General features: G+C 36.5%; 24 protein-coding genes and 1 rRNA gene. 9 read left to right on the top strand and 16 right to left on the bottom strand.

What is annotated here, in order from left to right; genetic code table 11:
* Window positions 1–23: 23 nt before the first annotated feature.
* The 12 genes from ABWU86_RS05230 to ABWU86_RS05175 all read right to left on the bottom strand — a co-directional run bounded on the left by ABWU86_RS05230 (window position 24) and on the right by ABWU86_RS05175 (window position 8,284).
* Entirely contained in the window at window positions 24–299 is a 276-nt protein-coding gene (locus ABWU86_RS05230; protein WP_353321775.1) for a hypothetical protein, read from the bottom strand.
* Between the two features lie 3 nt (window positions 300–302).
* Complete coding sequence (locus tag ABWU86_RS05225; protein ID WP_293793706.1) at window positions 303–515, bottom strand: hypothetical protein; 213 nt, start codon at window positions 513–515, stop codon at window positions 303–305.
* Window positions 516–552: 37 nt separating this feature from the next.
* Window positions 553–744 (bottom strand): hypothetical protein, encoded by a 192-nt coding sequence (locus tag ABWU86_RS05220; protein WP_293793707.1) that lies wholly within the window; start codon window positions 742–744, stop codon window positions 553–555.
* 108 nt (window positions 745–852) lie between these two features.
* Window positions 853–1,371, bottom strand: a complete 519-nt coding sequence (locus ABWU86_RS05215) for a hypothetical protein (RefSeq protein ID WP_353321772.1) — start codon at window positions 1,369–1,371, stop codon at window positions 853–855.
* Between the two features lie 15 nt (window positions 1,372–1,386).
* Window positions 1,387–1,851: a hypothetical protein gene (locus ABWU86_RS05210; protein WP_353321770.1), complete on the bottom strand. Its 465-nt coding sequence runs from the start codon at window positions 1,849–1,851 to the stop codon at window positions 1,387–1,389.
* A gap of 134 nt (window positions 1,852–1,985) precedes the next feature.
* Window positions 1,986–2,633: a hypothetical protein gene (locus ABWU86_RS05205; protein ID WP_353321768.1), complete on the bottom strand. Its 648-nt coding sequence runs from the start codon at window positions 2,631–2,633 to the stop codon at window positions 1,986–1,988.
* Window positions 2,634–2,729: 96 nt separating this feature from the next.
* Complete coding sequence (locus ABWU86_RS05200; RefSeq protein WP_353321766.1) at window positions 2,730–3,173, bottom strand: hypothetical protein; 444 nt, start codon at window positions 3,171–3,173, stop codon at window positions 2,730–2,732.
* Window positions 3,174–3,228: 55 nt separating this feature from the next.
* Window positions 3,229–3,930 carry a hypothetical protein gene (locus ABWU86_RS05195; RefSeq protein ID WP_353321764.1) on the bottom strand — a complete coding sequence of 234 codons (702 nt, stop codon included), beginning with the start codon at window positions 3,928–3,930 and terminating at the stop codon, window positions 3,229–3,231.
* 159 nt (window positions 3,931–4,089) lie between these two features.
* A complete protein-coding gene (locus ABWU86_RS05190; RefSeq protein ID WP_293793717.1) occupies window positions 4,090–4,515 on the bottom strand; it encodes an Hsp20/alpha crystallin family protein in 426 nt (141 codons plus the stop codon).
* A 234-nt stretch (window positions 4,516–4,749) separates the two neighbouring features.
* On the bottom strand, window positions 4,750–6,156 hold the full coding sequence (locus ABWU86_RS05185) for a GH25 family lysozyme (RefSeq protein WP_353321762.1): 1,407 nt from the start codon (window positions 6,154–6,156) through the stop codon (window positions 4,750–4,752).
* A gap of 132 nt (window positions 6,157–6,288) precedes the next feature.
* Entirely contained in the window at window positions 6,289–7,599 is a 1,311-nt protein-coding gene (locus tag ABWU86_RS05180) for a sensor histidine kinase (protein WP_293793721.1), read from the bottom strand.
* A gap of 1 nt (window position 7,600) precedes the next feature.
* Window positions 7,601–8,284, bottom strand: a complete 684-nt coding sequence (locus ABWU86_RS05175) for a response regulator transcription factor (RefSeq protein WP_353321759.1) — start codon at window positions 8,282–8,284, stop codon at window positions 7,601–7,603.
* Window positions 8,285–8,412: 128 nt separating this feature from the next.
* On the opposite strand from ABWU86_RS05175, the gene ABWU86_RS05170 reads away from it, so the two are divergent.
* The 5 genes from ABWU86_RS05170 to nrdI all read left to right on the top strand — a co-directional run bounded on the left by ABWU86_RS05170 (window position 8,413) and on the right by nrdI (window position 14,169).
* On the top strand, window positions 8,413–8,823 hold the full coding sequence (locus tag ABWU86_RS05170; protein ID WP_353321757.1) for a GtrA family protein: 411 nt from the start codon (window positions 8,413–8,415) through the stop codon (window positions 8,821–8,823).
* The gene (locus ABWU86_RS05165) at window positions 8,807–10,963 is read left to right on the top strand and encodes a glycosyltransferase family 39 protein (protein WP_353321755.1); all 2,157 of its coding nucleotides are present in this window, start codon (window positions 8,807–8,809) and stop codon (window positions 10,961–10,963) included. The genes ABWU86_RS05170 and ABWU86_RS05165 overlap by 17 nt, the downstream gene beginning before the upstream one ends.
* Before the next feature lie 14 nt (window positions 10,964–10,977).
* The gene (locus ABWU86_RS05160; protein WP_293793727.1) at window positions 10,978–11,943 is read left to right on the top strand and encodes a glycosyltransferase family 2 protein; all 966 of its coding nucleotides are present in this window, start codon (window positions 10,978–10,980) and stop codon (window positions 11,941–11,943) included.
* Between the two features lie 317 nt (window positions 11,944–12,260).
* Window positions 12,261–13,640, top strand: coding sequence for a hemolysin family protein (locus ABWU86_RS05155; protein ID WP_293793729.1), 1,380 nt, complete (start codon window positions 12,261–12,263; stop codon window positions 13,638–13,640).
* Between the two features lie 73 nt (window positions 13,641–13,713).
* Window positions 13,714–14,169 (top strand): class Ib ribonucleoside-diphosphate reductase assembly flavoprotein NrdI, encoded by a 456-nt coding sequence (gene nrdI / locus ABWU86_RS05150; RefSeq protein ID WP_353321752.1) that lies wholly within the window; start codon window positions 13,714–13,716, stop codon window positions 14,167–14,169.
* Window positions 14,170–14,198: 29 nt separating this feature from the next.
* Here the strand turns inward: nrdI and ABWU86_RS05145 are convergent, their stop codons facing one another.
* On the bottom strand, window positions 14,199–15,203 hold the full coding sequence (locus tag ABWU86_RS05145) for an NADP-dependent oxidoreductase (RefSeq protein WP_293793731.1): 1,005 nt from the start codon (window positions 15,201–15,203) through the stop codon (window positions 14,199–14,201).
* Between the two features lie 193 nt (window positions 15,204–15,396).
* Between ABWU86_RS05145 and ABWU86_RS05140 the strand changes: the two genes are divergently transcribed.
* Window positions 15,397–15,954, top strand: coding sequence for a TetR/AcrR family transcriptional regulator (locus ABWU86_RS05140; RefSeq protein ID WP_293793733.1), 558 nt, complete (start codon window positions 15,397–15,399; stop codon window positions 15,952–15,954).
* Between the two features lie 32 nt (window positions 15,955–15,986).
* Here ABWU86_RS05140 and ABWU86_RS05135 read toward each other — a convergent pair whose 3' ends face one another.
* Entirely contained in the window at window positions 15,987–17,162 is a 1,176-nt protein-coding gene (locus ABWU86_RS05135) for an MFS transporter (protein WP_293793735.1), read from the bottom strand.
* Window positions 17,163–17,407: 245 nt separating this feature from the next.
* Between ABWU86_RS05135 and zwf the strand changes: the two genes are divergently transcribed.
* The 3 genes from zwf to ABWU86_RS05120 all read left to right on the top strand — a co-directional run bounded on the left by zwf (window position 17,408) and on the right by ABWU86_RS05120 (window position 22,098).
* Window positions 17,408–18,889, top strand: a complete 1,482-nt coding sequence (zwf, locus tag ABWU86_RS05130) for a glucose-6-phosphate dehydrogenase (RefSeq protein WP_293793736.1) — start codon at window positions 17,408–17,410, stop codon at window positions 18,887–18,889.
* An 80-nt stretch (window positions 18,890–18,969) separates the two neighbouring features.
* A complete protein-coding gene (gene gndA / locus ABWU86_RS05125) occupies window positions 18,970–20,409 on the top strand; it encodes an NADP-dependent phosphogluconate dehydrogenase (protein ID WP_293793737.1) in 1,440 nt (479 codons plus the stop codon).
* A 141-nt stretch (window positions 20,410–20,550) separates the two neighbouring features.
* Complete coding sequence (locus ABWU86_RS05120) at window positions 20,551–22,098, top strand: multicopper oxidase family protein (protein ID WP_353321748.1); 1,548 nt, start codon at window positions 20,551–20,553, stop codon at window positions 22,096–22,098.
* Between the two features lie 699 nt (window positions 22,099–22,797).
* Here the strand turns inward: ABWU86_RS05120 and ABWU86_RS05115 are convergent.
* Together ABWU86_RS05115 and rrf are read right to left on the bottom strand one after the other, a co-directional pair.
* Window positions 22,798–24,066, bottom strand: coding sequence for a cation:dicarboxylate symporter family transporter (locus tag ABWU86_RS05115; protein WP_293793740.1), 1,269 nt, complete (start codon window positions 24,064–24,066; stop codon window positions 22,798–22,800).
* A gap of 195 nt (window positions 24,067–24,261) precedes the next feature.
* A 5S ribosomal RNA gene (rrf, locus tag ABWU86_RS05110) occupies window positions 24,262–24,378 on the bottom strand.
* Between the last annotated feature and the right edge of the window lie 97 nt (window positions 24,379–24,475).

Genomic DNA, 24,475 nt, shown 5'->3' with positions numbered 1-24,475 from the left:
AAAAAGGAATAACTCACTTCGAGTTATTCCTTTTTCTTTACAGATACCACTTTAAAACTATTACGACGCTTTCGAACTCGCGCTTCATCATTTTTAAGCTCTTGTTCTTCAGCCATCTCCATAATCCATTGTTGATAGCCTTTTGTGATTCCATTGTCTATCATTTCGTACATCAAATCTTCAATCGACTGCTTCTTACATTCAGATAGTACCTGTAATTTGCCAAACATTTCGTCTCCCATTACCATCTTAACAATGAAATCAACTTTATTATTATCATCATCGAACATATTGATCACCTTCTAATCATCAGTAAATCCAATTCTTTTTTCATAGCCATTTTCCAAAAACATTAGCGCTAATGCGCCGATATAGACTAATAATATCACTAGTTCTTGCACGATTGATAGTGGTCTAGTCATCCCGACCCAAGACATAATCATCACGACCACAAATGACAACAATGACAATGTGCGACGGAAGTATACGACTGCGATTTGTTTTCTGGTTTTCAATCTAATCACCTAACTTATGTACATCCCCAGCGGGATTTTATTTAAACAACTTAAAAGTCGTCTTATGGTAAAACTTATTATAGGCAGCTTTGTGCGGATTATTAATCCAACCCATCCCTTTTTGTCCATACAATGGATTGAATTCTTTCTTGATTGAGCGGGTCAAACGACCCTTAGTACTAGCTGCTAAAGATTTCTTCCAACTAGGTTTTCTGACGCCGATTTTCATCTTATCATCTTCTTTTCCTAATATACGACTAGTATACATCATAATTAACTAATCGATAAATAATTTATTGAAAAATAAAAAGAACTTCCTCTGAAGTTCTTTTTTGGCTTACACAATCGTAGGGACAGTTGGGTCAAAGAAGTCATTAACTAATAGCATGACACGATATAAATCGTTTGATAATTCTTCTAATCCGGCGTGAGTGCGTTTATTGTATTGTAGTGCTGATTGATAATTAAATAATTTGTAGTTGTCCGGATCACTGGCATCGTATAAGACAGCGGTTAACGCAGCGGTCAAACCAGCGGTTAATGTTACCTGCATTCGTCTAGTACTAATTTCGATATCAATCTTGTATCCAGTAATTAAGTCGTGTTTTTCAACGGAAGTAATAAAAATGGGTGTCACTTTAAATGATGATTTAGTGTCGTTGGTATATCGACAATATGTTTCATAATCCCCAATTAATGCGGGAATCAACTCATCATGCAGGCGACCACAAAAACAGTAAAACATATCATGATCAGAAACATTGTAGTCTTTCACAAATTTCTTGATGCCTTGAATTAATCCGGAAGTTGATGCATTGATTCCTTCATACATTGTGACTAGTTTTTCTTCATCCATTTTAGGTGGCCTCCCTTAAAGTAAAATTTCTTTAACATTATGGTATTTATCGACTTCTTCCATCGCATCGACAAGCCCTTCGGCTAACTCTTCTGGGGTATAACCATCTTGTTTTTTTAATGCGACGATTTCATTAATTACCTTATCTTCATCGCCGGAAACGGTGGCTTTAACGGTAATTAAGTCCTCCCCACCAAAGGTGATGAAAATGCCTAATTGTGGTTTTAATAAAATGACTTCATAAGTGTCGTCGTCTTCATTATGACGTGTCTTTAATAAGTATTGTTCTTTGGATTCCTTAGTAACTTCATTGGGTAACCGGAAATACAAATTCCCGTATGGTGAAATAAATTTAAAGGCCTGAATAAATTCCTTCGACAAGCGTTCTTTGATTTCGTCAGCAGAAATTTTAGCGTCTTGGTCAGTAAATTTTTTGACCCACTCTGATGCAAACGTGATATAAGCTATGATTCGATCCATTAAAACAACACTCCCATCTATTGATACTATTATTATATAACTATAATCATAAATTAGATGGATATTTGCCGCGGATTTTAGCATCTTTTGAGGATTATTTGAAAATAAAAAAGACTTCATTTTTTAGAAGTCTTTTAGTCGTCATGATTAGTATCATCATCATCTTTTTGATCTTGTTGTTTTTCGTTTTTTCTGTGCTTCCGTTCAAATTCTCGGCGGATTTGTTCAGCCGCATCGTGAATGTCTTCAGCTTGAATAGCAGGTTCATCCCCGTTGGCAAATGCTTCCTTTTCTTCAAACCCATGTTTTAAGTCTTCTTGATATTCCGGAGTATTTTCTTCTGCAATTTGTTCAGCCGTTTTCTCTTCTGTTATCACTGGTATGAGATAAAAATACGATACACTAAACATCAATGATTTTAGTTGCTCCAACATATCTAACTGAGCAACGTCATATTTATGGTAAGAATCCGACTTACGTTGATAGTCCCATAGACGTTTCTTACCATTTTGATCTACTTTATATTCCACCATCGTAATCTCATTGGTTTCACTATCAGACATCACGAGTTGGATACAACTTAATTCCGTCGCTAAATCAACGATATAGCCGACCACTTCACCATTTACGATGTGTGGCGTTACATCCATTGCAGCCAGTGGATCTTGGGAGTAATAGCGATAATTAAGAAACATCGATGTAATCGCGCTGATAAAGTCCTCGCGAATTCTTTGAGGTTGGTAATCGACTAGTTTACCATCGACTTCCTCTAGCGTCTTCATGTATTCGTTAATCCGTTCTTCAAAATCTTTGGATTCAATCTCATGATTCATCGCTATTTCACGAACGTAGTCTTTATTCACCATCAGTACTCCTCCTTAGTACAAAATATCGTCAACGACGTGATAATCATCAATCTTTTTAAATGCAGCGACCACCATTTGAACGAACTGGTCATCTAAATACATATCGAACTTAGCACCAATCGTGGTATTTTCTAATTCGACTTGCTCGCTGGACTGAGTACTCGTCCCATAACAAGTAATCTTGATTAAATCTTCGCCACCCAGTTGCACAAAAATAGTAACGGTCGGACCCAACAACGTCACGGTCGTAGTATCATCTTGATTAGTGGTTTTGATTCGGTACTGTGCTTGGTTAAGCAGTGGACTGTCAACATAATATAGTTGGCCATATGGATCGTATTCTTTGAAGAGCGTATCAAAATAGGTACGTAAGAAATCGAGTGCATAATCATAATTAAAGGCCTTTTCTTTTAACATTACGTCTTGTAATTCCACTACTAAATCATCATATGTCATACTAGTCACCGCCTTAATCGATAATAAAAAAGCAGCTAAGCTGCTTTTTTAATTACTATAAATTATAACCAATCATGATATTTTTGAAAGCATTTAGACAACCCTTATCAATGCGTTGGTTTAAGAATTCGGCATTAGTAATGTTGACGTTATCAAAGAAGTTAATTGACATATTAACTTCTGGACAGATAGCGACAAACTTTTTAATCATACTTTCATCAAATGCATGTGGTTGTAGTTCCATGTCTAAACCAAATTCCTTGTGGTAGAAACTCATTACCATTTGTTTTAATAACACGGTCATTTCACGGTTGGGCACCGTAGTAATATCTGCTTCTACTTGCAACATTGCATAGTAGCGGTCGTATAACTTGTATTGGGCATTGTAAGATTGCACCATGTTAATACGAGCGACGCGAATATTTTCTAGAGAATATCCAGAATCATTCATTTCCTTTTCACGGTTCGATAATTCTTTACTCTTAACGTAACTGATAGGATCAGTTCTTAACACCATTTCACGATTGGGAATATCGTCAGTTGCAGAAGTAATCGGACGATAGACCATACTATTAAATTGGAATGATGTTTCTTTAGACATTGAAGCATCCACTGTTTTTGCACTATTCAAGCGCGCCGTTCTTTCATTTGACATGTTCTTAAAGACAACATAAATAATTGATGCTAATGCAATAATGATGGCTAAAGTAATAGTCAAAGTTATATTTGCTAACAGCCCAATTATCAATATCACCATTATTATTGTTCCAGAACAACCCAGTCTCATTTACGCCACTCCAATCGGTCTTAAAATAATTATATTTTAATTATAGTATTTTTTGACCATTTTTACATTATAATTTTATCAACTTATAAGAATAATAAAAAAAGAGGGATAATATCCCTCTTTTTAGTCTTAGTTAATAGAAATCTTGTGCGCAGCTTGCTTTTCAGTGGACTTAGGTAATTGAATCTTTAATACTCCACCATCGTAATCTGCACTAATCTTATCAATTTCAACGTCAGGTAGGTAGAATGAACGAGCAACATTGCTGGAAGTACGTTCCTTTCTTAAGACCTTCCCTTCCTTATTAGTGTCTTCTTTATTTAAGTTGTGACTAGCATGAATACTCAAAGTATCATTGTCGTAATCTAGATGAATATCATCCTTCTTGAAACCAGGTAATTCAGAGCTTACTACGTAATTATCTTCGTTTTCAATAACGTCAGTCTTCATTTGATTGCCGGCAACTGAATTGAAAAAGTTCTTGCCGAAGTCACCAAAGAAATCACTCATTGGATCAAATACATCAAAATCTCTATTTCTTAATTCATTAGCCATAATCAAAGCCCCTTTTCAAAAAAATATTTATGAATTGATGTTGATAGTTATTTATTTCCTATCAACAATTCTTATAATAGTCAGTATTGGTCAAATAGTCAAGAGAAAATTAGCACTTATTTTAGTCGAGTGCTAAAAATCGGGGTTAATCGTTGATATGACGGCATTTTAAATTTAATTTTTTTACAAAAAAATAGTGATTCAACGAATTGAATCACTATTAATCAGTTATTTTTATTTAAACATTGAAGCGTAAGCCCAACCTAAGTACTTACCATTATAGTAAGCCTTGTAGTAGTAATGCTTGTCGCCGGGACGTTTAGCACGTTCCTTAATTACCACTGGCGTGTTGGCATAACTTTGACCATATTCAGTCATTTTAGTTCCACCGACAGAACTGTAGAAGTTAACCTTTGGATGTAATCTAACGATCTTAGTTAGATTGTATTTTGAATAATGAATACTTTGCTTTGCTTCAACTCCGGTAGTCGAGATCCATCCCATCGCACGACCTTTGTAGTATAGACGGTAATAAGTATTACCAGTCACTACGTTTTTGGCCAATGAGTTGATGGTCATTTCTTTGTTAGCGTAGTTCTTAGCATGATGACTAACTGCTACTTTACCATTGTACTTAGTGTCACCAGGGACATGGTTGTAAATTTCTAGACCAGTTCCCGGTTTGATAACCATAGTCTTGTTAACAATGGTATAGTTAACCACTTTTTTGACCACTTTTTTCTTCTTAGTGGTCTTCTTTTTCTTAGTCGTTTGTTTCTTAGGCACCACTGGGTTATTAGTATTAGCAGCAGTACTGTTAGTACTATTATTAGCACCTTGTTGAGCTTGTTGTTGACCCTGGTTGGCATTGTTAGATGCCTGGGTAGATTGGTTAGTAGTTGGAGCGGTAATCGTAGGAATTGGACTTGGATTATTCGCATCATAAGTATCACCAATGAACCAATTCACACTTTGTGATGTTAACAAGTTCGCATCTAATGATTTACCAAGCGCCTTGGAATAAAAACGACTAGTGAATTGCCATAAGACATGTTCTCTAGCAGGTTCATTATCTTGATAGGCAGCAATCCAATAACCATCATAATTAGAAACCGCATAAGCAGAATGTTTTACCATGAAATTCGCATCAGAATATAGCAAAATCTTACGGTTACCAACTAATGGACGTAGTGCGTTCAACCAAGCAACGGTTGAATCGTTAGTGCCACCAGAAGTAACGGTTTGATCTTCATAATCATTGACGTAAAACAATGCATTAGGGGCGCGACTATAAAGCACTTTAGCTTCATATGCCGCGTCTTGAGGGTTTTCGTATTGACTAAATGAGTATACCCCATATGGAATCCCATATTTATTCATTAAATCACGGTTACTTTGGAAAGTCTTATCAGCATAAGCACTTCCATATTGAACACGCAAAATCACGAATGGAACTTCATTCTTTAATTGTTGGGCTTGCGCATCAGTAATTTGGCCTTGCCATTCAGAAATATCATAAACGGTATTAGTTGAGTTAGCACTACTAGCACTTGCTGCATCAGCCATGACGTTGACCGAGGAGCTAGCCAGCACCAATCCGATTACGGTTATCATCATTAGCCATAATTTGTTTCGTTTCATAGACAGATATAAATATTTTTAATTTATACCATCCACACCTCCTCTTGTCATTTTCTCATTACATTCCATTGTAACAGACAGCGCTAAAAAAGATACCGCTATTAAAGGAAAAATAGAATTAATTGCCATTTCTTATAGGTTAAAAGTGACCGTGAAAATGGCACCGGTTGGATGATTATCGCGTACCGTAATACGACCATGATGTTGATCAACAATCCATTTGGCAATCGATAGCCCTAAACCATTCCCACCAGTCTTTGAGTTTCTCGACTTGTCGGTGCGGTAGAAACGTTCAAAGATAAGTTCTTTATCTTCATCTGGCACCCCGTTTCCGGTATCGGAAACCGACATCTTCAATGAATTATGGTTGCGGTTAACGCGGACAGCGACAGTGCCACCTTGTGGGGTGTACTTCATCGCATTGTCGACTAAAATCACCATTAATTGTTTGATTAAATCGGTGTCAATGCGGCCATTCCCGTCCACATCGACGTTGCTAACGAATGACTTGTTTTGACTATTCGCAATTTCGTTAAATGGTGCGACAACCGCATCAAAGAAAGGTGCTAATTCGACGTCTTGGCGTTGTGCTTGGACAATGTTGGAGTCCGAACGCGCCAATGTTAATAAGCGTTGCGTGAGGACTTTCAAATGCTTAACCTCTTCTAGCGTCGTTGAGACCGGTTGAATCTGGTCAACAATTCGATCAGTCGGTTTAGTTAACAGATATTCCATTTGGTTTTGAATTACTGTTAGCGGTGTGCGTAATTCATGCGCCGCATTAGAACTGAATTCCTTTTGGCGGTGCCATGAATTTATGATGGGTTTCATACTAGATTTAGATAGATAGTATGCGATTAAGATGGCAATAATCCAGAAGAAGACCAGCGTTACGATTAAAGCTTCGATAAAACTGTGTAGTGCCAGTAATTCGGCATCGATATTTTGCAAAATCAATACATAATTACCAGCGTATTCTGGATTCAAATTATCTTTGGAAACCTTCAATAAAATTGCGCGGAAATTAGTGACGTAGTTTTTCGAACCAAGAGTAATTTGATCAACTTTATTTAACTTACTAGAATCAACGGTTAACTTACTCAAGAGTTGATAAGTACGTTGCCCTAACATCCCTCGATTAGAGATAATTCCCTTCTTATTAAAAACAATGATGTTGGTTTGAAAATCACCGTTACTATAATTATTAAATGGGTTAAAAGCCCCCGGTCTGGGATTCACCTGTAATGGTTCTTGTGTTGACGCCACGTTACGTTCGATGCGAATCCGTTGGCGGTTTAGACCAGCATCAATGTTGGAATAAATTGATTTTTGGAAGAAGAAATAGACAATCATCCCTAAGAGCGCGAATAAAATCGCAAAACCAATTAGTTCTTTTATAAACAGCTTAATTTGTTGTTTATGCTCTAAGATGCGATCTCTCATATTATTCTCCTTCTAACATGTAACCAACATTTCGCAATGTCTTGATGGGGTTGGTTCCAGAAATTTGTTTAATCTTCTTTCTTAAATTACTCATGTAAACTTCGACCACTGACAAGGCAGTTTCTGAGTCAAATCCCCAGAGACGGTCAAAGATTTGATCTTTGGTAATAATGGTTGCTGGATTTTGGACAAAGTAAACCAATAAATCGTATTCTTTTCCATTTAATTGTAGTTCTTTCCCTTGGTATTCCACGTAATGACGACCTAAGTCAATGGAAAAACCAGCAACGGTTAGTTGGTTGTTGTTACCTAAACGACCAGCTCGTTTTAAAAGTGCTTTTACACGTAAGATTAATTCTTCACGGTGGAAAGGCTTAGTTAGGTAGTCATCGGCACCTAGTTCAAATCCATGGACCTTATCAGCCATAGTATCTTTGGCAGTCAAAATTAAGACTGGCATATCGATGCCGTCATCGACACGCCATTGTTTTAAAATGTCGTATCCATTCACTTCTGGCAACATTAAATCCAAGATGGCGATATCGTAAATGTTATCTTGGCCCATCATTTGACCTTCGAAGCCATCATGCACAACGGTGGTGTTTCCAATTGGCGCTAAAAATTGTGCCACACTGGCAGCTAAGTTTTCGTCATCTTCGACGATTAAAATATTTAAACCATCCATAATTATCAATTCCTTTCAGGGTTTTTCAATGTTAATTTTCAATTTAAGTTAAGTTTATGATTGCTTTAAGATTAGTTTAATTTTCTTAAACTAGACTTAAAGCATTCCAATAAAGGAAGTGCCCAACCATGATAACTATTTGCCGACAATTTTTTAAGTTCGGTGTGGTTGGATTAATCAACACTATTTTAACGTATCTTATATATACTTTGCTATATAAAGCAACATCTCCCACGGATGCCATGGCAATCGGATACGGAATTACTTCGGTGATCGGGTTAACCATCAACCGTAAGTGGGTGTTTAAATCCAATCATAACTGGATTTTAGTCGCTAAATATTACCTCACATACTTATTTACATGGACATTAAGTATCGTCGTAACGGATGTCGCTAGCAATTATTTCCACGTTCTAGCTAGTATTATCCCCCTAATTACACTATTCGTCACGACTCCTACTAATTTCGTTTTAAGTAAGTATTGGGTATTTAAAACAACTCGTATAAAGGAGGCATCCGCCCATGAATCAACCGACTGAAAAGAAGGCTAACTTCTTCTCACGCCACAAAATTGACTGGGTATTAGTAATTCTCCTGCTAATCGCTTTAGGATTATATGGATATGGAACTTGGAAGACTGGTTCTGCTAATGACTTCTATACTTCCGCAATTACTAGTATGACCCAAAGTTTTAAAAACTTCTGGTATGCCAGTTTTGATCCTGCCGGATACATTACTGTCGATAAGCCACCGGTTGCCCTTTGGTTTATGGCTATCTCAGCTAAAATCTTAGGTGTTTCCAACTTCAGTGTGGTACTACCTTCCGTCTTATTCGGAGTCGGTTCAGTCTACTTAATGTACCGACTAGTTACTCCTTACTTCGGTCAGCTTGCAGGACGCATCGCTGCCTTAGTAATGACAATTACACCAATCGTAGTTGCCGACTCTAGAACTAATAATATGGATGCAACATTAATTTACTTCTTATTATTAGCCATCTGGATGTTACAAAAATCAATTAATAAGAACAATATGTACTGGTTGATTGGAAGCTTTGCAACGATTGGTTTTGCTTTTAACATTAAAATGCTCCAAGCCTTCATGATTATTCCTGGAATGCTACTATTCTACTGGTTAGCTTCTAAGGATTCATGGAAGAAAAAAATCGGTAAATTATCACTTGCCGGAATTGCTTTAGTTGTCTTCACCCTTTCATGGCCACTATCTGTTGATATGACATCAGCAAGTAACCGTCCATATGAAGGTGGATCACAACACAACTCAGTTTTAGAACTAGCCTTTGGCTACAACGGAACTCAACGTCTTTTAGGTCAAACTACTGGTACAGGTGGTGCCTTTAAGGGAATGGGGAACAACTCATCTAAGTCCAAGAGTACTAATAATCAACAAATGACCATGCCAAATGGTCAAAAAATGGGTAACTTCAAACCATCTAAAAACATGAAGAATATGAAAAACATCCCTTCTAACGCTCGTCGTGGCGGTATGAAGATGGGTGGTGGAAAGAACATGGGTGGCGCCGGTGGTGCCTTCAATATCGGTACAGCTGGTCCACTTCGTTTATTCCAATCAGCATTAGGTCCACAGATTAGTTGGCTATTACCATTTGCGATTATCGGAATGATTGCCGCATTCATCGGTTACGCAGATCCTAAACGTAAATGGTACCAATTAACACATCGTCAAAAACACGTTGTGCTATGGACTGGATGGCTAGTTCCAGTGTACGGATTCTTCTCTGTCGCTAGTTTCTTCCATCCTTACTACACTATCATGTTAGCTCCAGCAATCGCTGCGTTAGCCGGATTAGGTCTTGCTGCAATGATTAAGCTATTCAAAGAATTTGGTTTAAACAATTACAAAGCATACTTCCTACCAGTCGCAATCGTTGCTACTGCTGCGCTCCAAGCATGGTACGTATCAAGTTACTACCCTTGGTTAACTGTTTTAATCATTGTCGTGGCTGTCATCGCCAGTGTTGGTTTACTAATCTTCAAAGCGAAACCAGCTGGTAAAGCCATCATGATTATTGGATTGCTATCAATCGCAGTCGCACCAAGTTTCTGGTCACTAACTCCGACCCTTGCTAAAGAATCCGCTGCAATTCCAACTGCTGGTCCTGATCTCTTAACTAGCGGTGGTAACAACTCCGGTGGAATTGGTAACGGTACTGTTAATACCAAATTGTTAAACTACCTAACTAAACACCAAGGCAATGCCAAGTACCTATTTGCAACTGCAGATTCCGGCACTGCCGCTCCTTACATTATTAAAACTAAGAAAGCCGTCATGGCAATGGGAGGTTTCAATGGAACCGACCCTGCAATGACATTAAGCAAGTTCAAACAATTAGTTAAATCTGGTCAAGTTAAATACTACCTCGATGAAGGTAAGTCCGGATCTACTAACAATGAAATTGTGAACTGGATTAAAAAACATGCTAAGAAGGTCAACGCTAGTGAATACGGTGGATCATCTAACAGTAATAGTTCCTCCAATACTTCTATGTTTACTGCCAAGAACCGCCCATCTAACATGACTAAACCATCAGGTAAAATGGCCAAAGGTCAACAGCCTAACACTGGTTCAATGAATATGGGTGGCGGTCCATCTAACATGTCAAACGGTACTTTATACGACCTTTCCAGCATCTACTAAACTGGAGGTGTCTTATGACCACTAAAATTAATGCTATCTCAATTGTTCTTCCCGTTTTTAACGAAGAAGAAGGTATCTTAAATACCATCGAAGTTTTAGAAAACTTCATCAATTGCCAGATTGAAACTTACGAAATCATATTTGTGGATGACGGCTCTGTCGATTCAAGCGTAGATATTATCCGTCAAGCACAATCACAATACGATAACATTAAGCTGGTAGAATTCTCTAGAAACTTTGGTCACCAACTTGCCATCACCGCTGGCATCCGTTATGCAACAGGCGATGCAGTCGTTGTTATGGATGCTGATTTACAAGATCCCCCCTCTGTAATTCCTAACATGATTGAAAAATGGCAAGAAGGATACGACGTTGTCTACGGAAAACGTCTTATCCGCGAAGGTGAATCTTTCTTTAAACTCTTCTCTGCGAAAGCTTTCTACCGCATCATGCGTAAAGTCGCTAACATAGATATCCCCCTAGATACAGGTGATTTTCGCTTAATGGACCGTAAAGTGGTTGATGCACTTTCCAAATTGAATGAACCGGAGCCATTTGTTCGTGGCCTAGTGAGCTGGGTCGGCTTCAAGCAAACTGCTGTATCATACGAACGACAAGAACGGACATCTGGGGTAACCAAGTACCCCTTATCTAAAATGTTAAGACTAGCTACTGATGGGATTACCGCATTCTCTGAAATCCCCCTAAAGATCGTAAATTATGTCGGAATCATCAGTATCATCGCTGGTTTCTTATATGGATTGGTCACCATCTTTACCGGTATATCAACATTAACTTTTGCAATTACTTTAATGTTGATTCTATCTGGTAGCATCATGCTTGCGCTAGGCATTATCGGTGATTACCTATACAGAACATTTGATGCTTCTAAGCAACGTCCGCAATATGTTGTTGCACAATCATACGGATTTGCCAAAAGACCGAGCAACGTTCACGCGATGAACAAACAACATGGCTAATAGAAAAGACCTCCGCTTTAGCGGGGGTCTTTTTTAATTTAATTATGTGGATTTGATGATAAAAAAAGAGGCGACCATTGCTGGTCGCCCCTTTCCTGCTTGATAAATTACTAATTCATCCTCTTAATTCTACCAATAATTCCATAAGAATAAAACAATTTTATTCAAAATATTTAAAATTTAACTAAATTTTGATTTTTTTCCATTTTTTTAAAAAAAATAAGGTATTATATTCACTAAATTACTTAAAAAACATAAGTATAACAGGTATAATATAGACATTATATAAATTTTACTAAGAAACGGGGAATGTTCTGTTGGATAGTGGTGTGATATTTTTTCAAATCATTATTGTATTAATCGCATTCTTCTTCGCTGCATACTTTGTTGCCTGTGAATTTGCCTTAGTGCAAACCAGATACAGCATGTTGGAAGAAGAGGAAGAAACTAAGGGTAAGTCAAAGAAACTTGCTCGTGAAATGCACATGCTCACTAACCTAAATGACTATTTATCAACTACTCAAGTGGGGGTTACCGCCTGTGGTATCCTTATGGGTTGGCTTGGTGAAAGTCTTATTGTTGACGCCATCTTTGATGTTTTAGAATTAAAGCCTGGCCTAGTTGCTCAAAGTACTGCACATGCTATTGGTAGTATTGTTGGTATTTTAATCTTAACCTACCTTGAAGTGGTAGTAACTGAAGTTGTTCCTAAGAACATCAGTATTGCCATGCCAAGAAAAGTGTTAGGTTATGTTGCAACATCACTTCATTACTTCCACACTATTTTCTATCCAGGGGTATGGGCTATCAATGCCAGTGCTGCTGGTATGGTTAAAATGATGGGTCTTAAGATGACTGACGAAAGTGACGAATCAATGTCTCAAGCCGAAATCTTAAGTATCTCAAAGGAAGCCGTTGAAAATGGTGATCTAGAAAAATATGATTACCTATACATGCAACGTGCTTTTGATTTTAATGATAAAGTTGCCAAAGACATTATGATTGATAGAACTCAACTAACCGTCATGGACATCAATACTTTAGTAGATGATGCCATCACAATGTATCTACAATCAAAATACAGTCGTATTCCTGTCGTGGTTGATAATAACAAAGACAACATCTTCGGTTATGTTTACTGTTACGATTTGGTTCGCCAATCTCGCGTTAACTCCAACATCCCAGTTGAACGTTTAATTAGAGATATCGGAACTGTCCCTGAAAACATGAAGATTACCGAAGTCCTACAAAAAATGATTACTATGAGAACCCCAATCGTCGTTGTTGTTGACGAATATGGTGGTACTTCAGGGATTATTACTGATAAAGATATTTACGAAGAACTATTTGGAACTGTCAGAGATGAAATTGATCCTGCAACTAACGAATATGTTTTCAAACAACCTAAAGGTACTTACCAAGTAAGCGGTAAGATGACCACTTATGACTTTGAACGTTATTTCAAGACTGAAATTAAAGATTTCAGCAAATCAGATAGCGTAACTCTATCAGGTTACTTCATTGATAATAATCCTGGCGTTCAAATCAAACCGGGAAGCACTTTCACCGTTGATTCATTTACTTTCAAAGTATTACACTTCGAAAACTCATTCATCAATCTATTTGAAGTTGATGACCAACGTAAAGACAACGATGAAAATCATGAAGAACCCAAAGAAGTTGAAAGTAAAGACTAATATAAAAAGATTAAATCTGTTAGAATATATTTCTAGCAGATTTTTTATTTTATATGAAAAGGAAGTCCTTATTTTGGCAGCAATTCGCATTCTCTACATTTCAATTTCTGGTAATACCCGCAATTTCGTCAACAACTTACAAAACTACGCTAAGCAATTACATGCTGATGATGATGCCAATCCATTAATTGAATTAACCGAAATTTCAGACCAAAGTGATTTTGCTGATGAAAAGGAAAACTTTTTTGCATTCGTGCCAACTTACTTAGACGGTGGCAACGGAATCGATAATGGGGTCAAAGAAATGATGACCAATTCACTTGGAGAATACATTGATTACCACAACAACGCACGTCGATGCATCGGCGTGATTGGTTCAGGTAATAAGAACTTTAATGACCAATACTGTTTAACTGCAAAAAGATATGCGCAAAAATTCAATACCGAACTCACAACTGATTTTGAGTTACGCGGAACTGATCGTGACGTCATGAGAGTTTATAATATTTTAAAAAATAAGAATATATAAAAAGTCTGCTATAATCTAGCAGACTTTTTTTAAAATAATATAATGACTTTTTCTGTATGATGTTTTTTCACATAATCCAATGCTTCATTAATCTGATCGATTTTAAAAACACCACGCTCAAATTTAATTTTTTTAATGCAATCCGTTTTATCGATAATCTCACTAATTTTCTTTAGTTGCTTACCATTTTCACGACTTAGTACGTAATGATACTTAACGCGGTGTTCATCGCTTTTAGATTCAACATTGGCACTCATTTTTTTAATCTTGTGTTTTTTTAACCAACCAAATTTTTGGCGTTTAGCAAATGCATTATCCGGGATACCATTTAAACTCACCAAATCACCATTAGTTTTTAAAATTTTCATTTCATCTTCAAAGTGGTCACTACCTAATGCATCAATAACATAATCGACTCTATCTACTACTTGTGTATAGTCTAATACTTTATAATCGATATACTTATCTGCTCCTAGAATCATGGCATTATTACGAAATTTTCTATTACCACTAACGATAACATTTAATCCCATTGCCTTAGCAATCACAATCGCTCCAGCACCAAACGATCCAGATCCACCATTAATAAACAATGTCTTCCCTGACTCTACTGTTAATCTATCTACTAAGATTTGATATGCAGCTAGAGCCGGAAAAGGAACTGTTGATGACTGAAATAACTTAAGTGTTTTTGGTGCTTTAGCTATATAGTCTACGTCAACTGCAACATATTCTGCGAAACCACCTAATTGACGAATGGGGAGACGTGTATATACAGCGTCTCCTATATCGAATCCCTTAACATCATCACCAATTTTTTCAATATGACCACTTATCTCACTTCCTAAGACTTGTGGCAATTTATAATCAAAAATATTTTTTAACTCGCCTCTACCAATTTCATTATCAATATCATTTACAGATGCAGCAACCACCTTAATTAACACTTCATTAGAATTAATTTGAGGGATATCAATATCAACCACTTGCAACTTAAATTTTTCACTATATTCTAATAGTTCCGCCGCTTTCATTAATTTCCCCCGTAATTTTTAGTAACTTTTTAACTATTTTGTAACTAATTCTGAATTATATAGAACAGGAGTATAAAAGTCAAAATTTGTGCATTTTCTAATTTTATGCTAATATTTATTTAATGATAATTTGAACACAATGTCTATTTTTTGAATTAGATAGAAACTTATGATAGGTTTCTGAGGCCTGAATATGGAAAAAATAAGTAAAGATAGAATTATTAACATTGTACAAAAATTAATCATTCAAAATGATAAAACCGATATCACTTTGAATGAGATTGCTAACGAGTTACATATAACTCACGCCGCTTTATATAAGTACTTCAGAAATAAACAAGAATTATGGGAAGCAGTCAATGCCAAGTGGCTTGAAGAAAACGTTTTATTAAAGATTAATGTAGATATGACCAGAACCGATCGTTTATCACTATTACACGATTGGATTAAACAATTTATGGATGCTAAAAGAAATATTTATTTTGCAAATCCTAAAATGTTTGAGCTTAGTACTATGTATATTGAACATAATCCGTTTGCACTTCATAATGTATTGACATTGTCATATCCCTCAATTAACCAAATTTTAGGTTTAGATGATCCAGAATTTATAGAGGCAGAAAATATCATGTCTGCATTCGCTATTTTTGGATTACCTGATTTTGCTGAAACTTGGAACGATGATTTTTATGATCAACGATTTGAAAATATGTGGAACTTAATAAAATATGGAGTTAAACATAATAAATAAAAAAGGATTGTTTCTTATTGAAACAATCCTTTTTACTTTTGTCGACTAACTGCCATAACGATTATTAATGATACTAACATTAACGTCGCAACAAAAATAAATAATGGGTTATATCCATACGATTCAATCACAAATCCTGCAAATAATGGACTAATCGCTCTTCCTGCTGACATTAAAGCATTAAACATCCCCTGATACTTTCCTTTTTCTTCCTTGGTTGATAATTCATCAATCCAAGCAGGGACATCCGGTAGACCAATCATTTCACCAATTGTAAGGAAAATCATAATTCCCAAAAAGGCAGGGAAAGTCTTCGCAATAACTAGAAAATAAAAAGCCATCGCAAACAAGAATACTCCTAAAAACACTTGATGATTAATTCTAATTTTTAAACGTTTACTTATATAGTTAACTAATGGTTGTCCAAATACAATTAATAATCCGTTAACTGTCCAAAGAGTCGAGTATGCTTCAAAAGATATTCCTAATTTTACCATGTGGACAGACATAACACTTTCCCATAATGTATAACTTAAATATACAGTGAAGACCATTAAGCAAATTGGATATATTAATTTAATTTTGGATTTTGATAAGCTGACGTTATTATCATTAACATTATTAGACTCATTATCATTTGTTCGATAATTAGAAAAATCAACATTGAAATAAATTAATGTTAGTAACCATAAAGCAACGTAAAAACTTGTGGCGGCTATAAAAACAACGGAAATTCCATATTTTAATAAGTATCCTACCATTGCTGTACCAATTACCACTCCAATATTTAATCCCACATATAGCATATTAAAAACCGTTCGGGTATCTCTGCTCTTAACATTAGTTGCATACGAGTTTAGCAATGTTAAATTAATTCCATCCCCAAATCCTAAAATTACTAATAATATAGCGAAGGTAGGCCAACCATGATAAAAGATTAAAGCAATGATGGCTAACGTCGAAATCGTGATTCCAATCATTGATGCCTTATAAGCTGACCAGTGATCAAACAAATACCCACCGACATAATTACCGATGATAGTAAATCCTGATATAAAAAGTAGCGATATCCCAGACACTAATAAAGATTTATGTAAATAGTTATCAATGTACATTGTTACTAGCGGCCACATAAATGCCGCACCGGAATTAAGTAATAACGAATAAATGAAAACTAATTTCAATCCTAATTCTTTTCTCTTTCTCATTGAATTCTCCCCCTTTTTTAATCCTCATAAACACCATTATAAAGCAAATGGTACCCGAATATCCATCAAATATGATTTAAATTATTAAATTTTAGTAAAGCGTTTACATTTCTGTAATGATATGGATTAAAACACTTTTTTAATTTTGCGTCGTGTTATATAATATCTTTGTATATTAACTGAGAATGAATTACATTTTACATTCATTTGAATCGTTAAAATTTTTCTATAAGGAGTGACGGTAATTGGCAACAGCAACTCGTGCCTTGTTCATGCTATTTGGTGCAACTGGTGACCTAGCTAAACGTAAATTATACCCATCTATTTTTAACCTATACAAAAAAGGTTACGTAGATAATGATCACTTTGCATTAATTGGTACTGGTCGTCGTGAATGGAGCGATGAAACATTCCGTGATGTAATCGTGGAATCAGTCAGTGCTAACGCAGATAGTGAAGAACAAGCCAAAAGCTTCGCAAGTCATTTTTACTACATGGCACATGATGTAACTAATCCAGAACATTATGATGCATTAAGTGACTACGCTAACAAGTTAGATCAACAATATGATACTAACGGAAATCGTATTTTCTATATTTCAATGGCTCCCAACTTCTTTGGGACTGTGGCACAAAACCTTAAAGCCCACAAATGTTTATCAGATAATGGCGGTTTCAACCGTTTGATTATTGAAAAACCATTTGGTCGTGACTATGATTCTGCTGAGGAATTAAACAATGCACTTGGTAAATCATTTAATGAAAACCAAGTTTATCGAATCGACCATTACTTAGGTAAAGAAATGGTACAAAACGTGCTAGCACTTCGTTTTGGTAATCCACTAATTGAAGGTATTTGGAACAACGAATACATCGACAACATTCAAGTAACTTTAGCTGAAAAGCTTGGAGTTGAAGAACGTGCTGGTTACTATGATGGTTCTGGTGCATTACGTGATATGGTGCAAAACCATACCATTCAAATGCTAACCATTCTAGCAATGGAAGACCCTATTTCATTTAAGGACGTTGACATTCGTCGCGAAAAGATTCGTGCACTAAGAAGTATGCGTGTTTACACTGAAGATGAAGTTCGTCAAAACTTCGTTCGTGGACAATACGGTGCTAACGGTGACCAATTAGATTACCGTCACGAAGATAATGTTCCTAACGATTCAATTACTGAAACTTATGTTGCCGGTAAAGTTTTATTTGAAAACAAACGCTGGAAGAACGTTCCTTTCTACATTAGAACTGGTAAGATGTTAAGCGACAAGTTTACTCGTATTGACGTGGTCTTCAAGAAGCCACTAATCGATGTCTTCGCCGCAGCAAACGGTTCTGAAAGTGAACTAAACAACAACGTACTTACTTTATTCGTAGACCCTGTCAACAAGATTATTCTACGTCTAAATGGTAAGAAGGCTGGACAAGGTATGGACATGCAACCAATCGAACTTACTCACACTCAAAGTGATGAAGAAAAGGCGATTACTCCAGAACCATACGAACGCTTAATCCATGATGCAATCTTAGGTAACGCTACTAACTTTGCTAGTTGGGACGAAGTAAGTCGTGCCTGGGAATTCGCAGATGTTATCAGACAAGTTTGGGACAAGGATCAACCTAACTTCCCTAACTACACTCCTGGTTCAATGGGACCAGATGCAGCTGACGAATTGCTAGAACGCGATGGTCGTGCTTGGGTTTTTAACTCAAAGAAATAATTATATGACAATTGTCAATTAAAATGTTAAAATTTAAGTGTATATAAATACACAATTTTCTTTAAAAAGGAAGGTTTATAATGGCTGACTCAAAAGCAAACATTGGTGTTGTTGGAATGGCTGTTATGGGTAAGAACTTAGCCCTTAACATTGAAAGCCGTGGCTTCACTGTAGGTATTTACAACCGTTCAGCTTCAAAGACTGAAGTTGTAATGAAGGATCACGCAGAAAAGAACTTGGTACCAAGTTACTCTGTTGAAGATTTTGTTAACTCTCTAGAAACTCCACGTCGTATCGTGATGATGGTTAAAGCCGGTCCTGCTACCGACGCAACTATCGACGCACTTCTACCTTTACTAGACAAAGGTGATATCTTAATCGATGGTGGTAACACTAACTTCCATAACACTATGGAAAGAAATGCTAGACTAGATGAATCAGGAATTAACTTCATTGGTATGGGTGTTTCTGGTGGTGAACTAGGTGCACTTCAAGGTCCATCACTAATGCCTGGTGGTCAAGAAGACGCATACAAACTAGTAGAACCAATTTTAACTCAAATCGCTGCTAAAGCTAGCGATGGCAAACCATGTGTTTCATACATTGGACCAAATGGTGCCGGTCACTACGTAAAGATGGTTCATAACGGTATTGAATACGGTGATGAACAATTAATCGATGAAAGTTACGACATTCTTCGTAACGGTGCTGGTATTGACATCGACGATTTAGCTGATATCTTCAAGGAATGGAACAAGGGTGAACTAAACAGTTACCTAATCGAAATTACTGCTGATATCTTAACTAGAAAAGACGATTTAGGTGCTGACAAGAGCAAGCCTATCGTTGACATGATCTTAGACCGTGGTGCTAACAAGGGTACTGGTAAATGGTCATCAGAAGATGCCATGGAAGTTGGTACTGACCAATCAGTTATTACTGAATCAGTTTACGCTCGTTTCATCTCAATGCTAAAAGACGAACGTCTTGCAGCAGCTAAAGTATTAAACGGTCCTAAGGCTACTGACGTTATCAACGATGACGAAAAGAAAGACTTAGTTGAACGTGTACGTAAAGCTCTATACTTTGGTAAGATCATGAGTTACGCACAAGGTTTCGAACAACTACGTTTCGCTTCAGAAAGCTATGACTGGAACTTGAAGTTCGGTGAACTAGCTCAAATCTGGCGTGAAGGTTGTATCATTCGTGCTCAATTCTTACAAAACATTACTGACGCTTTCGAAAAGGATGAAAACCTAACTAACCTATTGTTAGACCCATACTTCTCAGAAATCGCTAACAAGTACCAACAAGATGCTCGTGATGTTGTTGCTCTTGCAACTAAAGCTGGTATTCCAGTTCCATCACTTTCAGCAGCTGTTAACTACTACGATTCATACCGTGCAGAAGTGTTACCTGCTAACCTTCTACAAGCACAACGTGATTACTTCGGTGCTCACACTTATGAACGTACTGACCGTGAAGGTAACTTCCATTACCCATGGTACGCTGAACAATAAGATAATTATTGATCATAATAAAAAGAGACGATTAAATCGTCTCTTTTTTAGTACATACTAGTTTATAATGATTACTAATTGCAAATGAATATAAATAAGAATATAATGAAGGCAATCTTAAAATAAGAAAGGTTGTTTTCAATGGCAAATGAAAAAGTCTATACAGATTATTTCTTTTACGAACCTGCTTTTAACACCCATGACGGTGGCTATATTCCACTAGAAGCTACTGATGTGGCACCACAAAAGCTAAAGGTTCCAGAATTACTAACTCCTGATAAGGAAACTGATACAGATATGTATTACACTGTTATTTCCCAAGCAGGAGAAGCTAATATTATGCCTGGTAAAGCGACACAAACTTGGGGTTATAATCAATCACTATTGGGTAAAACAATTTTATTCAAACGTGGTAAGAACATCCATGTGACTGTCAAAAATGAATTACCAGAATTAACTACATATCATTGGCACGGCTTAAACGTTCCCGGCGATATCGATGGTGGTTGTCATACCCCTGTTTATCCTGGCGAAAGTAAAGTTTTAAACTTCAAATGTGATCAACCTGCTGCTACATTATGGTTGCATGCTCATCCTTGCCCATCAACTGCTGAACAAGTCTGGCACGGTCTAGCGACTGCAGTTGTCGTCAAAGATGAACATGAGGCAACTTTTCCAATCCCTAGAAATTATGGTGTCGATGATATTCCGGTCATTTTACAAGACCGTCACTTCGATGAAAATAATCAATGGGATTACAAAGCCGACTATGATCCAGATGGTGTGCAAGGTCCTACAGCGATGATTAACGGAACGGTTAACCCATATTTTGATGTAACAACCCAAAAGGTGCGTCTTCGTTTACTTGATGGTGCTAATCGTCGTGAATGGCGCCTTCATTTCTCAGACGATTTAGAATTCACCCAAATTGCTGGTGATGGTAGTCTATTAACTCACCCTGTTAAGTTCACTCATTTAATGATTACCTGTGCTGAAAGACAAGAAATTGTCGTTGACTTCGGTAAATACAAAGATGGTGACGAAGTTGTCCTATACTCTGATGATGTCGCAATCATGCACTTCCGCATTCATGATTACGAAAAAGATGACAGCGTGATTCCAGACACCCTTTTTGAAATGAATACTCCAGAAGTTACCAAAGATACTGCAGTCCGCCACGTCGTAATGTCTGGTATGGATGAAGAAGTAGCTTTAGATGGTAAGAAGTTCGATATGGAACGCATCGATGCTAAACAAACGATGGGAAACTGCGAAATCTGGGAAGTTACTAATACTAATGATTGTGAAGGCGGCATGGTTCACCCTTTCCATATGCACGGCTGCCAATTTGAAGTTCTCGACCGTAATGGTCATGCCCCTTATCCTAATGAAACTGGATTAAAGGATACAATCGGTGTTAACCCAGATGAAACCGTTCGTTTCAAAGCTTGGTTTGACCATCCTGGTATTTTTATGTATCATTGCCACATCATCGAACATGAAGATGGTGGTATGATGGCACAAATTCAAGTCGATGATCCAGAAAATCCACAAGAATTCCATATAACTAAGATGGATGAATTGATGAACGCATTCGCTGAAGAACGTGGTGTTGCCGTTGAAGATTTAGAATTAAGCGGTATGTCATGTTACGAACATATGGAACATATGGATCATATGAAAATGTAATTAATAAAGAGTTAATCTGGCCCGGATTGGCTCTTTTTTAGTTTCATTATAGAAACATAAATATTTTAAGATGAAATGTTGTCAAAAATAAAAAAATGGTGTAAGATAAACATTGTAACAATACTAGATAAAAAAGGAGTGAACAACAATGACAGAATTAACCTTTGATCCAGGAGCGTCGAAAGATCATTCTATCAAGGGAGAATTAATGTCAGAAGTTGTTTCAATTCTATAAGCTTAAGGATTGAGATAACCTTTGACAGTTAATTTTCCCGAATCAACATAATCATATAAATAGATTATTAGATGGAGAATTGACTGTTGTTGGTTATCTCAGTATCCTTTAGCTGCAGGCTTAGCGGTGACACGCTAATTAACAGTGACATGTTAGCGGCTAATAACAGTAATTTAAAATTGAATATTTAATAATTGCTTGATGATGCTTCACCTTCTGGGGAACTAGTTGGGGAGGTATGGACAACAGTTTATACACTACTAAATCTATGTAGATAAACTGAGTAATTATGAGATTACACAGAAATCTTCGTTGAGTCCACGGGGACGTGGCCTTACGCCAAAGTAATTGCTACTTATCTACGACAATACAATTATAAAAGAGACAACTTTGAAGGTTGTCTCTTTTTCGTACTATAAATAAAAAGCCTCAATCATCAAGATTGAGGCTTTTTACATTAATGATTATTTAATTCCAATTGATTTTAGATAAGTTTGTTCCTTACCTTGATCAAATTCTTTTTCTGATTTACCGATAATCACAGTTGCTAGAGAATTACCAATAACGTTAACTGCAGTTCTTGCCATATCAATAAAACGGTCAATACCAGCAATAAATGTTAATCCGGAAACTGGAATACCAACAGTTGAAACAGTGGCTAATAAGACCACAAATGAGGCTCCTGGAACCCCTGCCATACCTTTTGAAGTAATCATTAGTGCAACTAATAATGTTAGTTGTTGCCCGATTGATAAATGAATACCATATGCTTGAGCTAAGAATAACGCAGCAAGTGATTGATAGATAGCTGAACCATCTAAGTTAAATGTGTATCCAGTTGGAATAACGAATGAAACAATTGATGTACTGACACCAAATTTAGTCATTTTATCAATACTTCTTGGTAATGCAGCTTCTGAACTGGCAGTTGAGAATGCTAACACCGCTTCTTCTTTAACTACCTTTAGTAGAGTAGTAATTTTGAAGCCGAAAATACGTGCAGCTAACCCCATTACTACTAGTACGAATACAATCATAGTTAAGTAAGTTAATAGCACGAAATAACCTAGTGGCAATAATGCTGATACTCCTAGCTCTGCTAAAGTAACTCCAATCAATGCACAAACTCCTATTGGAGAAAGCTTCATGATCCAACCAGTAATCTTAAACATTACTTGTGAAACCGCATTTAAGAAATCAACAATAACTTTACCTTTTTCACCAATAGCTGCAGTTCCTAAACCAAAAAATACTGAGAAAACGATGATTGGCATCATATCACCACTACTAATAGAATTGAAGATATTAACTGGAATTAAGCCGATTAATGTCCCCCAAATACCAGTGTGGTTAGCAGTCTTTGCAGTAGTCATGTATTGAGTAATATCAGTAGCATGTAATGAATGAACATTGATAAAGTCTCCGGGATGGAAAACATTACCAACAATTAAACCTAAAATAATTGCGATTGTGGTCATAATTTCGAAGTATAAAATAGTTTTTCCACCAATACGACCTAATTTATGAATGTCACCAATATTTGCGATACCGACAGTTAAGCACGATACCACGATTGGAACAACAATCATTTGAATTAAACGAATAAACATAGTACCAATACTTTGCATTGCTGTAATCGCTGTAGTGTTCTTATAGAACACTAAACCTAGAATAATTCCTAAAACTAATCCAATCAGGATTTGCCATCCTAGGGTAATTTTTATTTTCTTCATAATGAAGGCTCCCTTTTTTAACACATATTATTTCAATTTTATCATAAATTCCGAATAATTTCTGAATTTATTAGGAAAGAGTTTCTATATTGATGATAATCATACTGGTTTAAATAATAAAAACACCTAAACATCAAGTTATCTATTAATGGCACAAAAAAAGAGCTACCATAAAGGTAACTCTTTTTATAAATTGCGCGGCGACTTCCTACCCTCGCAGAGGGCGATCCCTCAACTACTCTTGGCGTTTAGAAGCTTAACTTCTGTGTTCGGCATGGGAACAGGTGTATCCTTCTAGCTATCGCCACCACACTATTTATCTGAAAGAACTTCGTTCTCTCAAAACTAGATATTATTTATTTCTTCCGATTACTACCTTACTTGGTTAAGTCCTCGACCAATTAGTACT

Origin of the sequence: Apilactobacillus pseudapinorum (assembly GCF_040369555.1) — a bacterium.
Classification (GTDB): Bacteria; Bacillota; Bacilli; order Lactobacillales; family Lactobacillaceae; genus Apilactobacillus.
Note: the sequence above shows the minus strand (reverse complement) of the source record. Positions and strands in the feature narration are given on the sequence as shown.

Coding starts and splice junctions, on each gene's coding strand:
- ABWU86_RS05140 (WP_293793733.1), top strand. CDS start 15,397: ATGGAAAAAATAAGTAAAGATAGAATTATTAACATTGTACAAAAATTA.
- ABWU86_RS05205 (WP_353321768.1), bottom strand. CDS start 2,633: ATGAAGACGCTAGAGGAAGTCGATGGTAAACTAGTCGATTACCAACCT.
- ABWU86_RS05220 (WP_293793707.1), bottom strand. CDS start 744: ATGAAAATCGGCGTCAGAAAACCTAGTTGGAAGAAATCTTTAGCAGCT.
- ABWU86_RS05120 (WP_353321748.1), top strand. CDS start 20,551: ATGGCAAATGAAAAAGTCTATACAGATTATTTCTTTTACGAACCTGCT.
- ABWU86_RS05135 (WP_293793735.1), bottom strand. CDS start 17,162: ATGAGAAAGAGAAAAGAATTAGGATTGAAATTAGTTTTCATTTATTCG.
- ABWU86_RS05165 (WP_353321755.1), top strand. CDS start 8,807: ATGAATCAACCGACTGAAAAGAAGGCTAACTTCTTCTCACGCCACAAA.
- ABWU86_RS05180 (WP_293793721.1), bottom strand. CDS start 7,599: ATGAGAGATCGCATCTTAGAGCATAAACAACAAATTAAGCTGTTTATA.
- ABWU86_RS05200 (WP_353321766.1), bottom strand. CDS start 3,173: ATGACATATGATGATTTAGTAGTGGAATTACAAGACGTAATGTTAAAA.
- ABWU86_RS05160 (WP_293793727.1), top strand. CDS start 10,978: ATGACCACTAAAATTAATGCTATCTCAATTGTTCTTCCCGTTTTTAAC.
- ABWU86_RS05170 (WP_353321757.1), top strand. CDS start 8,413: ATGATAACTATTTGCCGACAATTTTTTAAGTTCGGTGTGGTTGGATTA.
- gndA (WP_293793737.1), top strand. CDS start 18,970: ATGGCTGACTCAAAAGCAAACATTGGTGTTGTTGGAATGGCTGTTATG.
- ABWU86_RS05210 (WP_353321770.1), bottom strand. CDS start 1,851: ATGGATCGAATCATAGCTTATATCACGTTTGCATCAGAGTGGGTCAAA.
- ABWU86_RS05190 (WP_293793717.1), bottom strand. CDS start 4,515: ATGGCTAATGAATTAAGAAATAGAGATTTTGATGTATTTGATCCAATG.
- ABWU86_RS05195 (WP_353321764.1), bottom strand. CDS start 3,930: ATGGTGATATTGATAATTGGGCTGTTAGCAAATATAACTTTGACTATT.
- ABWU86_RS05145 (WP_293793731.1), bottom strand. CDS start 15,203: ATGAAAGCGGCGGAACTATTAGAATATAGTGAAAAATTTAAGTTGCAA.
- ABWU86_RS05175 (WP_353321759.1), bottom strand. CDS start 8,284: ATGGATGGTTTAAATATTTTAATCGTCGAAGATGACGAAAACTTAGCT.
- ABWU86_RS05215 (WP_353321772.1), bottom strand. CDS start 1,371: ATGGATGAAGAAAAACTAGTCACAATGTATGAAGGAATCAATGCATCA.
- ABWU86_RS05185 (WP_353321762.1), bottom strand. CDS start 6,156: ATGAAACGAAACAAATTATGGCTAATGATGATAACCGTAATCGGATTG.
- ABWU86_RS05115 (WP_293793740.1), bottom strand. CDS start 24,066: ATGAAGAAAATAAAAATTACCCTAGGATGGCAAATCCTGATTGGATTA.